General features: G+C 58.4%; 10 protein-coding genes and 1 pseudogene. 1 reads left to right on the top strand and 10 read right to left on the bottom strand.

Annotation, left to right across the window (positions count from 1 at the left end; genetic code table 11):
• Positions 1-33: 33 nt before the first annotated feature.
• Together KDN35_RS06330 and KDN35_RS06325 are read right to left on the bottom strand one after the other, a co-directional pair.
• Entirely contained in the window at positions 34-1,230 is a 1,197-nt protein-coding gene (locus KDN35_RS06330) for an endonuclease Q family protein (protein WP_212132390.1), read from the bottom strand.
• Complete coding sequence (locus KDN35_RS06325; protein ID WP_212132389.1) at positions 1,217-1,780, bottom strand: NUDIX domain-containing protein; 564 nt, start codon at positions 1,778-1,780, stop codon at positions 1,217-1,219. The genes KDN35_RS06330 and KDN35_RS06325 overlap by 14 nt, the downstream gene beginning before the upstream one ends.
• Before the next feature lie 96 nt (positions 1,781-1,876).
• Between KDN35_RS06325 and mciZ the strand changes: the two are divergent.
• A pseudogene (gene mciZ / locus KDN35_RS20185) lies at positions 1,877-1,933 on the top strand (Z-ring formation inhibitor MciZ); the annotation flags it as partial.
• A gap of 4 nt (positions 1,934-1,937) precedes the next feature.
• Here mciZ and KDN35_RS06320 read toward each other — a convergent pair.
• The 8 genes from KDN35_RS06320 to KDN35_RS06285 all read right to left on the bottom strand — a co-directional run bounded on the left by KDN35_RS06320 (position 1,938) and on the right by KDN35_RS06285 (position 13,878).
• A complete protein-coding gene (locus tag KDN35_RS06320; RefSeq protein WP_212132388.1) occupies positions 1,938-3,125 on the bottom strand; it encodes a DUF3866 family protein in 1,188 nt (395 codons plus the stop codon).
• Positions 3,126-3,323: 198 nt separating this feature from the next.
• Complete coding sequence (locus tag KDN35_RS06315; protein ID WP_171565575.1) at positions 3,324-4,439, bottom strand: M20/M25/M40 family metallo-hydrolase; 1,116 nt, start codon at positions 4,437-4,439, stop codon at positions 3,324-3,326.
• A gap of 294 nt (positions 4,440-4,733) precedes the next feature.
• A complete protein-coding gene (locus tag KDN35_RS06310) occupies positions 4,734-6,290 on the bottom strand; it encodes an acyl-CoA carboxylase subunit beta (protein ID WP_171565576.1) in 1,557 nt (518 codons plus the stop codon).
• Positions 6,283-7,134 carry a methylmalonyl-CoA epimerase gene (gene mce, locus KDN35_RS06305; RefSeq protein ID WP_171565577.1) on the bottom strand — a complete coding sequence of 284 codons (852 nt, stop codon included), beginning with the start codon at positions 7,132-7,134 and terminating at the stop codon, positions 6,283-6,285. Before mce ends, KDN35_RS06310 begins: the two co-directional genes overlap by 8 nt.
• Before the next feature lie 45 nt (positions 7,135-7,179).
• A complete protein-coding gene (locus KDN35_RS06300; protein WP_212132387.1) occupies positions 7,180-8,832 on the bottom strand; it encodes an acyl-CoA mutase large subunit family protein in 1,653 nt (550 codons plus the stop codon).
• A gap of 315 nt (positions 8,833-9,147) precedes the next feature.
• Positions 9,148-11,268, bottom strand: a complete 2,121-nt coding sequence (locus KDN35_RS06295) for a copper amine oxidase N-terminal domain-containing protein (RefSeq protein WP_171565579.1) — start codon at positions 11,266-11,268, stop codon at positions 9,148-9,150.
• A 232-nt stretch (positions 11,269-11,500) separates the two neighbouring features.
• Positions 11,501-12,862, bottom strand: a complete 1,362-nt coding sequence (locus tag KDN35_RS06290; protein ID WP_212132386.1) for a dihydrolipoamide acetyltransferase family protein — start codon at positions 12,860-12,862, stop codon at positions 11,501-11,503.
• A gap of 32 nt (positions 12,863-12,894) precedes the next feature.
• Positions 12,895-13,878 carry an alpha-ketoacid dehydrogenase subunit beta gene (locus KDN35_RS06285; protein ID WP_212132385.1) on the bottom strand — a complete coding sequence of 328 codons (984 nt, stop codon included), beginning with the start codon at positions 13,876-13,878 and terminating at the stop codon, positions 12,895-12,897.
• Between the last annotated feature and the right edge of the window lie 10 nt (positions 13,879-13,888).

The raw sequence follows: 13,888 nt of genomic DNA, 5'->3' as shown, positions 1-13,888 counted from the left end.
ATTACTGTACAGCTTATGCGGAAGTCCGGGCGCCTATGCCTTGCCTGTCACGATCCTGCCGTACGTGCCGGCTCCTCCGGCCTTGACGTTCAGCCGCCCTTCCCTGGCCTGGACGATCAGATCCGCGATTCGCTCACCGACCACGCCGGCAAGTTCTTCCCTGCCCACCCGGTGAAGAATGTTCATCTCCGTCCCAAACGCACAGTACAGCTTGTCACGCAGCCTCGGGCCTACTCCGGGAATGAACTCCAGCGGCACCTGTTCCACGTACGGGGGACGAAACGGCGGATGGACGTCGGCCGGGCAATCAGCCAACTGTTCAATCCGGTCAAAGACGCCCCGGACCACCCGTTTGAAGCCGCACTGCGGACAGCGGCCATCAGCGTCTGCCGGAAGTGTCGATTGGCACGATTGGCAGGCAGTCTGATGGTACTTCCCCAACTGCGGATGAAGACCGTAGTTGACAGCTACGCCTCTCCCCGCTTCCCTGCGCAAAGCCCGCATCCACTCCCGAAACGAGCGTTCGGCCATGGCCATCGCCTGATACTCGCGGCCGATTTTCGCCAGCGAATGGGCGTCCGAATTGGTCAGGAATGTCTTGTCATGCAGCTCCGTCAATCGGTCGGCCATGTCCGTATTGGCGCTCAGCCCCAGCTCGACGGCCGGGATGGTAGAGGGCTCCGCCACCTCCGAAAGCGAGTCGGTGCAGCTGCCGTACAGGCCTTTGTGCGGCGTGAAAATATGGGCCGGAACCAGCACGCCGCCTCCTTCGGCCACCCTCTCCTGCAGTTCCCGCAGCGTGGCTCCGATCCGCTGGGAGCTGAGATTGACGTTTTTGCAGCGTCGGGACAGCCAGTCGGTAAAAAGGCGCATCTCCCCCACGTTCGGCAGGTAACAGAGGAAGTGGGCCTCTCCTCGTCCCGGTTCTTTGATCTCCACTTCGCATCCGAGAATCAGCAGGGTCTGCTTGTACTGAACGCCGCCATCCCTGTGCTCTTCGGCCGCTCCCGTTTCCAGCAGGCCAATCAGCTCTTCCTGCACCTCGGGAGCGTGAGCGTCGATGATCCCGATGACGTCCATGCCTTTTCGCTCGGACGCTTCTTCCAGAATCCGCGTCAGGGTCATCTGCCGGGATGCGGTGATTTTGACCGGTTTGCCGCTCTTCGTCCCGCCGATGTGGATGTGCATGTCACAGAAGTAGCGCGGCAGCCGTCTGTCAACCACGTTCATGCAGCACCCGATTCTCCCAGGCAAACAGGGCGGCGACGGTCTTGGCGTCGCAAATCTCTCCCGTGCGGTGCAGTTCCTTCGCCTCTTCCAGCGTCAGCTCCAGCACCTCGACAAACTCGTCTTCATCCGGACGACTTTCCCCTTTTGTCAGTCCCGTCGCCACGTAGACGTGCATAAGTTCGTCGGCAAACCCCGGTGACGTATAAAACGAGCTCAGGAGCTCATAACTGGCGGCCTGATACCCTGTCTCTTCTTCCAGTTCGCGCTTGGCACAGGTGAGCGGCTCTTCCCCCGGCTCCAGTTTGCCTGCCGGAATCTCCACGATGGTCCGCTCCAGCGGTTTGCGAAACTGGCGCACGGCGACCATCTTGCCGTCCGGCGTCAGCGGCAGAACGGCCACCGCTCCCTGGTGATTGACAATTTCCCGCTTTGCCGTTTTGCCGTTGGGCAGCAGCACCTCATCCACCTTTACCTTGATAATCCGTCCGTCGTAAATCGTCTGACTGCTGATGGTCTTTTCGTATAAACGGTCTTGATCGCTCACGCTCATCATCCTTTTACGAGATCTGGTTCTAAACGCGTCCGGCTGCCTCATATTGTGGAGCAAGACACTTGTCCACCCTTATTGTATCGGAGGCGTATTGGGATGAAAACCTATGTCAGCGAAAAGCATCTGCGCATGGTCGGCAAAGCGTGGGAAATCCGCGCTACACTCCGCTCCTGGTCAAAAAAAGAGCTAACGCTGCAAGAGTATCTGGCCCGGCGCAGCGGTGCGTCCCGCCGCTAGCACATTCGACCAAAAAGGGAGCGCTCTGCACCGCGAGATCTGCGGCCAGAACAGCCGCCTGAAACGGGGCCGGATCGTTCCGCCAGTGCCGGCCCATCGTGACAAACGACAGGCCAAATGTCTGCTCTAACCGCTCCAGCTGTTCATGATCCGGCGCCGGCCTGCTTACGGCCAGATGACTGCCGCTGCGGATCAGCTCAGCCGTTTGACTGCGGACAATGTCGTCGCGTCCGTCGCCAAATTCGGGCACTGCCAACAGCACCGGCCGCAGCGCAAAACGGCCGAGAACGGTCCGCGTGTGATGGCTGATGCCAAAGTGGCGTTTGCGGGGATCGGCAAAGCTGAGACGGGGGATGAAAAACGGGATGCCGCCCAGAAGGGAGACGGCGTGAATCACCTCCGCCAACTGCATGCCCGAGAAGCCCAGCGGCGTCCCTGTTCCGGTCACACCCGGGCCGAGAAAGCACAGGATCACGTCCGCCTGTTCCACATGCCGGGCCGCCAGGAGGCCGTTGTGGATCGTCACGGTTTCCCTGTCGCCGCCCCAGGCGTGTCCCGCGGTGACGGTCGCCGCCAGCACGCCTGCTGACTTTAGGCGCGCCACCTGCCGGCTCAGGGCGATCGGCAGGGAAGCGGCGTCCGGCATTACATACACCTGACGTTTTTCCGGTGCCGCCCATGCGACCGCCGCTGCGGCAGCCGGAAGCAGGCTGTGCAGTTCGCCGATCAGCACGGGCGTTCCCTCCAGTGATAGCGATTCATCACAAAACCGTTCATGGTACGGGCTGTCCTGCTCTTCCACTGTATCGACGGCCAGCTGCGAGGGCGCGTAGCGCATTTTCATCACGTGGCCCCACGCTCCCGGGGACAGATCGTCTTCGACGGTTCTCCTCGTTTTTCCGATGACGATGTGAAACCCGCCCGTTCCCAGCTGCAGCCGTACAGCGGTCGTATTCACCAGAACCTCGTCGCCCGCGGCGAGGTCTTCGTCGAAAAACGAGACGGCCGGTTCGACGAGGCCGCTGTCGTGCAGGCGCACGTCCAGGATTTGCACACCCGTCCGTTTTTCCCGTACCTCTGTCACCATCCCCGCAGCCACGCGAAGCATGTCACTTCCTCCCCTCTTCCGCCGTTTCAGGGTCTTCTCATGATCAGTCTATGTTTGGCATGGCTTGCCCAATCATTTGTGTGCTCCCGCGATCGGCTTCCTTTTGCCAAGCGGCTAAGGCCAGGCTTTTTCACTGCCCGCACGCGTACAAAAAGGCCGGGACCCCACTCAGGGTACCCGGCCCGCACACTGCATTGCTTACTCCAGCACTTCAGCGATAATCGCCAGCACCAGCTCTGCTGCCTTGTTCAGTTCCGCAATCGGCATGCGTTCGTTTTTCGTATGGATTTCTTCGTACCCGATGCCAAAGTTCACGCTCGGAATGCCGAACCCGTTGAAAATGTTACCGTCGCTGCCGCCGCCGCTGGCAATCAACTCCGGTTCGCGGCCCACGCGCTTCACGGCAGCGATTGCCTTTTGCACCACCGGCGTCTCTTCGTTGAATTTGTAGCCGTGATACATGAAGATCACGTCGTTTTCGCAGCGCGCCCCCATTTCTGCCGCCGCTTCTTCAAAGGCGGTGGTCATCTTTTTCACCTGCGCCTCCAGCTTGTCCATTACCAGGCTGCGCGCTTCGGACCAGACTTCCACGTAGTCCGTCACGATGTTGTATGCCTTGCCGCCTTCAAACCGGCCGACATTGGCGGTCGTGTCCGCGTCGATGCGGCCCAGCGGCATGCGGGAAATGGCCTTGCTGGCGACGGTGATGGCGCTGATGCCGTCCTCCGGATTGACGCCGGCATGAGCAGCCTTGCCGTAGATTTTTGTCACAATCCGATACTGCCCCGCTCCGGCAACCGTGATCTTGCCCACCGGTCCCTCAGAATCCAGGATAAAGCCCATCTCCGCCTTCAGCAAGCTGGAATCCATCGCACGGGAACCAACGAGGCCCGATTCTTCGCCCACCGTGAATACGATCTGGATCGTCGGATGCGGCAATTGTTTCTCTTTCAACGTGCGCAGCGCTTCAAAAATCGCCGCGATGCCGGCCTTGTCGTCAGCGCCGAGAATGGTCGTCCCGTCTGAGTAGACGTACCCGTCGCGCACCTGCGGCTTGACGCCGTTGCCCGGCACGACCGTGTCCATGTGGCTGCTGAACAGAATGACCGGCCCTGGGGCGGTGCCTTCCAGCGTTGCGATCAGGTTGTTGGCGCCATGGCCAGTTTTGGCAGCCGCGTCGTCTTCCTCCACCGTAAAGCCCAGGTCCGTCAATTTTTCCTTCAGCACCTTGGCAATGGCCGCCTCATGTTTGGTTTCGCTGTCGATTTGGACGAGCTCCAGAAACTCGTTTAGCAAACGTTCCTGGTTGATCACACCCGATTCCTCCCTGAAAGATGTCCTGCCGCGCAGGGATCAATAGCACCATAGCCGGCAGGGTCCAGATTTTTGCGGGAATCCCGGTCCGGCGCACCAGCGATGCGGACGTGTCCTGGCTTTTTACGCACATGCCGCACGCTTTTGCCGCCATGGCCCGGAACATTCACCTTCCTACCTTGCCTACATGTACCAGTATACCGCAAAAAATTTTTTTACACCATGTATTCCCGCAACCCCTGCCAACCTGCTGCCTGACAATCAAACGTCGGAAGGCTTCCATAAACAGCCGGATCACAACGGGATGTTGCCGTGCTTCTTGTCGGGCCGCTGCTCCCGTTTGTTTCTCAGCATTTCCAATGACAGCCTCAGGTACTTGCGCGTTTCACGCGGATCGATCACGTCGTCCACCATGCCGTGCTCTGCCGCGACGTACGGATTGGCGAATTTTTCGCGGTATTCGGCGATCTTCGCCTGCCGCGTGCCAGCCGGGTCGTCGCTTTGCTCGATATCCCGGGCGAAGATGACGTTCGCTGCCCCCTCCGGCCCCATCACGGCAATCTCCGCGTTCGGCCAGGCGTAGACCACGTCTGCCCCGATTGCCTTGGAGTTGAGCGCAACGTACGCCCCGCCGTACGCCTTGCGCGTGATTACGCTGATTTTCGGCACGGTTGCCTCTGAATAGGCGTACAAGATTTTTGCCCCGTGACGGATGATTCCGCCGTGCTCCTGATTGATGCCCGGGAAAAAGCCGGTGACGTCCACAAACGTGATCAGCGGCACGTTAAAGGCGTCACACGTGCGGATAAACCGGGCCAGTTTGTCCGAAGAATCGATATCCAGCCCGCCGGCCATCACTTTGGGTTGATTGGCGATCAGCCCCACGCTTTGACCGTTGATGCGGCCGAAACCGACCACGATGTTGCGGGCAAAATTGGGCTGCACTTCCATAAAGTCGCCGTGGTCCACCACTTTCTCCAGCACTTTTTTCACGTCGTACACTTTCGTTCCGGCCACGGGCACCAGCTCGATCAGCTCTTCCAGCCAATCGCCCGGGTCTCCGTCGTACGGTACGCACGGCGGTTCCTCCCGGTAGTTTTGCGGAAGGAAGGTGAGCAGACGGCGCACCTGCTGGAGCACGTCCTCTTCCGTCTCCGCCGTGAAATGAGCGTTGCCGCTGATGGCGGAATGAACCGATGCACCGCCCAGGTCTTCGCTGGAGATTTTTTCGCCGGTGACTGTCTCAATTACCTTGGGACCGGTGATAAACATCTGCGACGTCTTCTCCACCATAAAGACGTAATCGGTGATGGCCGGCGAATACACCGCCCCGCCCGCGCACGGACCGAGAATGACGGAGATTTGCGGGACAACCCCGGAGTAAATGGAATTGCGGTAAAAAATATGGCCGTACCCGTCCAGAGAGACGACCCCTTCCTGAATCCGCGCGCCGCCGGAGTCGTTCAGACCAATGATCGGAGCGCCGTTTTTCGCCGCCAAATCCATGATGTTCGCGATCTTTCTGGCGTGCATTTCCCCTAGAGCTCCGCCGAAAACGGTGAAGTCCTGGGCAAACACGTACACCAGGCGGCCGTTAATCTTGCCATAACCGGTGACCACGCCTTCGCCTGGGGCCTCCAGCTTGTCCATGCCGAAGTGGGTGGCCCGGTGCTTGACGAACGGCTGCAGTTCCACGAAACTGTCCGGATCGAGCAGGAGGTCCAGCCGTTCCCTGGCCGTCAGTTTGCCCCGGTTGTGCTGGGCGGCGATTTTTTCGTCGCCGCCGCCCATCTCTACCTTCCGCTTCCGTTCATACATGTCGTTGATTTTTTCGTACATCGCTTCACTCATGCGCCGTTTCCTCCTTGCTCGCAGATGCTTTCGGAGCCTGACACAATTCGTATAGGACGCCATGCGCCCCCTTGGGGTGCAGGAAAGCAATCTGCGCACCGTGGGCACCCGGTTTTGCCGTTTCATGGATGAGCGGAACGCCGTTTTCGCGCAAACGGAGCAAGCGCTCATTCACATCGTCCACGTCGAGGGCAATGTGATGAATGCCTTCACCCCGCTTTTCGATGAAACGGGCGATCGGGCTGTCCGGACCGAGCGGCTCCAGGAGCTCGATGCGGCTCTCGCCGATTCCCAAAAACGCCACCCGTACCTGTTCCGAAGCCACTTCTTCCGTCCCCAAAAGCGGCAGCCCCAACTGTTCGGTGTAGAACGGAAGGGCATCGTCCAGGCTTTTGACGGCGATGCCGATGTGGGCAATCTTGTTGGGAGCAGGCAGCAGGCTCATCCGCTTGCGCTTCACATGAGAGCGGATGAAATCGGCGGTCACCCGCGTCGGCGTCCCAGGAGTAAAGACCTCGGCAATCCCCTGCGATTTCAGATAGGGAATGTCCTCCTGCGGAATCACTCCGCCGCCGATGACGAGAATGTCGTCCGCCCCCTGCTCCCTAAGCAGGCGGACTACTTCCGGAAACAGTTCATTGTGGGCACCCGACAGACACGACAGGCCGATGACGTCCACGTCCTCCTGTATGGCGGCATTGACAATCTGTGCGGGCGTTTGCCTTAGCCCGGTATAGACTACTTCCATGCCCTCGTCCCGCAGCGCTTGCGCGACCACCAGAGCGCCGCGGTCATGGCCGTCCAGTCCCGGTTTGGCTACCAGTACGCGAATGGTTCGTTCCATGTTGATCCCCCTTGTTCACTTCTGAATCCTCGACAGCGGCTGTCCCTATACGGCGCGGTACTCGCCGAACACCTCGCGCAGCACGCCGCAGATTTCGCCGATGGTGGCGTAGCTGCGGACACACTCCAGGATCAGCGGCATGAGGTTTTCCGTCCCCTCCGCGCCCGCTTTCAACTGATTGAGCGTTTGCTCAACAGCGAGGTTGTCGCGACGCGTCCGAAGCGCATCCAGGCGCTCCTTTTGTTTGCGGCCCAAAGCCGGATCGACGCGAAGCAGTTCTGGCTGCGGCTCGTTTTCCAGTTGGAAGCAGTTCATGCCGACCACTTTTTCTTCGCCCGATTCGATCTTCCGCTGCGTTTCGTAGGCCTGTTTTTGAATTTCCCGCTGCATGTAGCCCGCTTCCACGGCAGCCACCGCTCCGCCCATCTGCTCGATTTTCTCCAAGTATTCCAGCGCTCTGGACTCAATCTGGTCCGTCAGATACTCGACGTAATACGAACCGGCCAGAGGATCGACAGTGTCGGTCACACCGCTTTCAAAAGCGATGATCTGCTGCGTTCTGAGCGCAATTCGCGCTGACTCCTCCGTCGGCAGGGCGAGCGCCTCGTCGCGCGAGTTGGTGTGCAGGCTTTGCGTGCCGCCCAACACTGCGGCCAAGGCCTGGATGGTTACGCGAACGATGTTGTTGTCCGGCTGCTGCGCAGTCAGCGTCGAACCGCCCGTCTGGGTGTGGACGCGGAACTGCCACGACTTCGGATTCTTGGCCCCGTAACGCTCCCGCATCAGACGCGCCCACATCCGGCGTGCTGCCCGGAATTTTGCGATCTCCTCAAAGAAGTGGTTGTGCCCGTTGAAGAAAAACGACAACTGCGGCGCAAATTGATCGATGTCCAGTCCGGCCTGCAGCGCCGCTTCCACATAGGCGATGCCGTCCGCAAGCGTAAAAGCGACTTCCTGCACGGCGGTGGACCCGGCCTCCCGAATGTGGTAGCCGCTGATGGAAATGGTATTCCACTTGGGCACGTGTTTGGCGCAGTAGCCAAAGATGTCCGTAATCAGCCGCATCGACGGTTTTGGCGGAAAGATGTACGTGCCGCGCGCGATGTACTCCTTGAGAATGTCGTTTTGAATCGTGCCCGACAATTTTTCCGACGGTACCCCCTGCTTTTCGGCCACGGCAATGTACATTGCCAGCAGCACGGATGCGGGTGCGTTGATCGTCATTGACGTGCTCACCTTGTCGAGCGGAATTCCCGCCAGCAGGGTCTCCATGTCCTCGAGCGAATCGATCGCCACCCCCACCTTGCCCACCTCGCCGGCGGCCATGGGATGGTCGGAGTCGTACCCGATCTGCGTTGGCAGGTCAAACGCTACACTGAGCCCGGTTTGTCCCTGTTCCAGCAGGTAGCGAAAGCGTTTGTTGGTCTCCTCCGCCGAACCGAATCCGGCGTATTGGCGCATCGTCCACAAGCGGCCGCGGTACATGTTGGGCTGAACGCCGCGAGTGTAGGGATATTGGCCTGGGAAACCAATCTTTTCCATGTAAGCGTCATCAATCTGATCCGGCACATACAGCGGATCTATTTCAATGTCCGACGAGGTGGCAAAGCGCTGTTTGCGCTCCGGCGTCTTTGCCAGACGCTCGGCCAGCTCTTGTTGCCACTTCCGGTACAGTTCGGTACAATCTTTTGTAGTCACCGGTCAACCCCCGTTTCAATGTGTAATCGGCAGGAGGAATCAAAGGCTCCCCCTTCCAATTCTAGCACAGCGAAGTATACAATAACGCGACAATTTCCACTTTTCGTGAAGCAATTTTTTGCAAGGCCCGGTTCAGGAGGTAGTAATGATGAGGAATCAGTCCCTGTTTGCCAAGGTATTGGTAATCGTATTGGTGATTGCACTGGTCGTCCCGATGTTTTTCTACTTTCAACCGTAGACGGGCGGACACGGTACCGTACCAAGTAAAACCCCCTTCCACAGTGGAAGGGGGTTTTTGTATGTGCTCGCCGGGGATTAGCGGTAAACGAACACGCTGGATGTTTTGGCATCCCATCCGACTTTGTAGCCGAGCGTATCACTCACGAAACGGATCGGGATCATCGGCATGTTGTTTTTCAGCACGACAGGCGTGGGCAGAGTTACCTCCTTGCTGCCAACACGGGCAGTATTGGCGCCAACGGTAAATTTGATCTGGGTCGTGCCGCTGACAATCGTTACGGTGTTGTTGTTCCAGATGGTAGTAAGCGCCAGCGCTTCTTTAAAGAACTGCGCCGGGACCATTGTCGTGCTGTTGTTGGCCAGGTATGGCGCTACCTGCAGCGGGTAGGTCTTGCCGTGCAGTGTGAACGATGCCGTATTCAGTTTAAACAGCGCGGCGTTCGACGGAACGGTAACCGCAGGCTGCTGCTGCGCCGGTGCCGGGGTCTGTGCCGGTGCCGGCACGCCTACACCAACGGAGCGAGCAAACAGCAGGCCTTTTTCCTCAGACGTAAACACGCTGATGCTGTACGTGTTTTTCGTCGCCGGGTTCACGATGTTGGCACCTGCGCCAATGACGACATTGGCCGCGCCGCCAGCCGGAATGTCTTGTGCCGGATAAACCAGCACGTTTTGGCCGCGAACAGCGACGAAATTGGCAGCCACGCCATTTACCGTGACGTTTGCCGGAGCGATGTAGGCAGGCACGCGGTAACCCGCCGGGAACACGATCTCGATGAAGTCGCGCTGCTTGTACAGCGGCATCGACACGCCCTTGATCGCGATGTTGATACCGGTCGCCGCGCCTACGGCCGTGTTGGTCAGCGAAATGGTAGACGTGCTGTTGTTTACCTGGGCAGGCGTGCCTGTTGCCGGCGTCGGGTTCGTGGTCGTCGAGCCAGTACCCGAGATGGTAAAGGGCTTGGACGTGATTGTCTTGCCGTTCACCGTCATCTTCAGCTGGTAGCTTCCCGCCGTTTTCGGGTTGGTCAGCCAGGCATCGTACGAGATGTCCACTTTAACTTTGCTGGTAGACGTGAAGTTGCTCGGCGTGGTCAGGTAGATTTTGTTGCCGGCAGGCGCTACTTTGCGCGGCGTTTTTCCGTTGATGGAAAAGTCGGACGGATTGAGAATGCCCGGGATCATGTCGGCGGACGGGAATTCGACGATGACGTCGCTGTCGGAATTCAGCTTCTTGCTGCCGAAGTCGGCTTCAAACGTATAGCTGGAACGCGCTCCCACACCGGAGTCGGACAGGGTAATACTGAAGTCCCCCGAACCGCTGGTCGAACTGGAGCTGGAACTTTTGATTTCAAATTCTTCCGATTTGTATGTAGTGCCATCCCATTTGACTTCGATCACGTAGTCGTCGTCTGCATCCGGATTCTCGATTCCCGCGGCTTCGTAGAACGTGATGGTCAATGATTTGCTGCCGGCGGCTTTGGACGGCACCTTGAGTTCCACTTTTTTGCCGGAAATTCTGACGTCGTCAGGTTCATACTCGTTGATGTCCACATCGTCCGTGCTGATTTTGTTCGGGAGCATGTCTTCATCCGGGAAGTAGACGGTGATCCAATCACCTTTGGTCAGTTTGTCCTTCAATTTGATCGGGCCCAGCTCGTATTTGGCCGTGTCGCCTTCAGTCGTACGGTTGATGGACACGTCAAATTCGCTGCTTTTCCCCGAGCTGCTTTTGCTGTCTTCGTAAATCTTGACCTTGTAGTCCTCCCAGGACGATTCCCTGTCCGTTTTTACAGAGACGGTGTAAGATCCGTCGTCATCCGGGTTGGTGATGCCGCTTTCGATGTCGATCGAGATATCATCTCCCTTATCCACGGCTTCGTCTACAGTGATCTCGATCGTTCTGCCGGAGACTCTGACCTTTTTGATATCCACATTGGCATCGATGTCGTCTTCATCAATTTTGGTACTGACATCAAAGTCCTTGGGAAATCTGATGTAGATGACATCGCCCTTTTTCAAATCTTTTTCCAGCGTAAAGTCGATCGTATACGTTGTTTCTTCGCCAGCCGTATCGTCCTCCGGCTCAACGGACAGGTCTTCGATTGCATATGCGGATGGCGGGTTCGCCACCAGCGGCGTGGATACAAGCGCAGTAGCCAACACGATTGGAAGTGTCTTTTTGCTCTTCTCCATGTTCGTCCTCCCATGCTTCTCGTAATCTAGTAAACTTTTCTAGTCGAACCGCTTTCAGTTTACCATATATACGAAACAGAGGGAATCTGTTCTGGCAAAATGGCAAACATAACCGGTTCATTAAGCTATGACGACGGATGTATGCAAAAAGTTACAAACCGGTAACAAAAATTTTTTACTGCCATGCAAAAAGGCCAGATTCCTACGTGAATCTGGCCTTTGGTCACGTTGGCTAGTACAGTTTGGTATCGGGGCCGATGGCCTCCAGTTTCTGCTTGACGCTTTGCAGGAAACGGCCGCAGATGAGGCCGTCGAGCACGCGGTGGTCCAGCGAGAGGCAGAGGTTTACCATCGAACGGATGGCGATCATGTCGTCGATTACCACCGGGCGTTTAACGATCGCTTCCACGCTGAGAATGGCCGCCTGAGGGGCGTTGATGATCGGCATGGACAATACGGAGCCGAACGAGCCGGTATTGTTCACAGTGAACGTGCCACCTGACATGTCATCCATCGTCAGTTTGCCGGCGCGCGTACGGGCCGCCAGATCCTCAATCGATTTGGCGATGCCGAGGATCGACTTTTGGTCCGCATCCTTGATCACGGGTACGAACAGCGCATCCTCCGTCGCTACGGCGATGGAGATGTTGATGTTTTTCCTGACGATGATCTTGTCGCCCGCCCAGGTGGAGTTGAGCATGGGGTATTCCTTGAGCGCTTCCACCACGGCCTTGATGAAAAACGGCAGGAAGGTGAGGTTTACCCCTTCTTTACGCTTGAACTCTTCTTTGACCTGATTTCGGAAGTTGACCAGGTTGGTCACGTCCACTTCCACCATCGTCCAGGCGTGAGGAGCTTCATGTTTGCTCTGCACCATCCGATTGGCAATCGTCCGGCGCACAGGCGTCACCGGGATGATCTGATCGCCAGGTGCCACCGGGATGTCAAAGGCGTTCGCACCTGTCGCTGCTGGTGCAGAGACAGCCGGAGCAGCGTGCTGAGCGGATGGGGCACTCACCGCCGCAACCTCAGCAGGCTGCTGGGCAGGTGCTGCCGCTGCCGGAGTCTCGGCCGCTGCCGGCGGCTGACCGCCCGCGTCGATAATCGCCTGCACGTCTTTTCGCGTCACACGTCCGCCCAGTCCGGTACCTTGTACGCGGGACAGGTCAATCCCGTGTTCCTGCGCCAAACGCAATACGGCCGGTGAATAGCGCTGCTTGCCGCCCTGCTGTTTGGCGGCTGCTGCCGGTCGGGACGGGTCATTCGGCGTCGCGCTGACAGGCTCGGCCGAAACTGTGGTATCAGCTGCCGCGCTCACATCCGCTGCCGCTGGAGTCTGCGGCTCAGCCGCGCCGCCCTCCTCTTCGATGTACAGAATCAGCGTCCCCACTGCCACCGTCTCACCCTCGGGCACGACGATCTCCGTAACCCGACCGGAGACGGTGGACGGCACTTCCGCATTTACCTTGTCCGTCGTCACTTCGGCCAACGGATCGTATTTCTTGACCACATCGCCCACCTTCACCAGCCATTTGGTGATGGTGCCTTCGGTCACGCTTTCGCCAAGCTGGGGCATAAGCACTTTTGTTGCCATGTCCACGGTCCTCCTATCGCCTTATTGAACCCCTAAAAATGCGCCAGTTCCCGCATCGCTTCCAGTACCTTGTCGGGGTTGAGCATGAAAAACTTCTCCATCGGCGGACTGTACGGCATGGCCGGTACGTCGGGGCCGCACAGACGCTTGATCGGCGCATCCAGGTCAAACAGACATTGTTCGGCAATCACGGCAGCCACTTCTGCGCCGACGCCGCCTTCCTTGTTGTCTTCGTGGACGATCAGCACCTTGCCCGTCTTGGCGGCCGCTTCCGCAATCGCCTCCTTGTCCAGCGGATACAGCGTGCGCAGATCGAGCACGTGAGCGCTGATCCCTTCTTCGGCCAGCTTTTCCGCCGCCTGCAGGCAGAAATGGAGCGTCAGGCCGTACGAAATCACCGTGATGTCCGTCCCTTCCCGCTTGACGTCCGCCTTGCCGATCGGCAGAACGTAATCGTCCTCGGGCACTTCCCCTTTGATCAGGCGGTAGCAGCGCTTGTGCTCGAAAAAGAGGACAGGGTCGTCGTCGCGAATCGCCGCTTTCAGAAGGCCTTTGGCATCATACGGCGTGGACGGCGCCACCACCTTCAGACCGGGCACGTTGGTAAACATCGCTTCTACGGATTGGGAGTGGTACAGCGCTCCGTGCACTCCGCCGCCAAACGGGGCGCGGATTGTAATCGGGCAGTGCCAGTCGCCGTTGGACCGATAGCGCATTTTCGCCGCTTCGCTGACGATCTGGTTGACAGCCGGCATGATGAAGTCGGCAAACTGGATCTCCGCGATCGGGCGCATGCCGTACGCCGCCGCCCCGATCCCCACGCCGACGATGGCCGATTCCGCCAGCGGCGTGTCGATGACGCGCTCTTCGCCAAACTCTTCGATCAGACCGACGGTGGCGCGAAACACGCCGCCGCGAACGCCGACGTCTTCGCCGAGAATGAACACGTTGGGATCACGCCTCATTTCCTCGCGCATCGCCATGGTAATCGCATCAATAAACGAAATGACTGCCATCTGGATACCC

The organism is Brevibacillus sp. NL20B1 (genome assembly GCF_018195675.1).
Classification (GTDB): domain Bacteria; phylum Bacillota; class Bacilli; order Brevibacillales; family Brevibacillaceae; genus Brevibacillus; species Brevibacillus aydinogluensis.
Note: the sequence above shows the minus strand (reverse complement) of the source record. Positions and strands in the feature narration are given on the sequence as shown.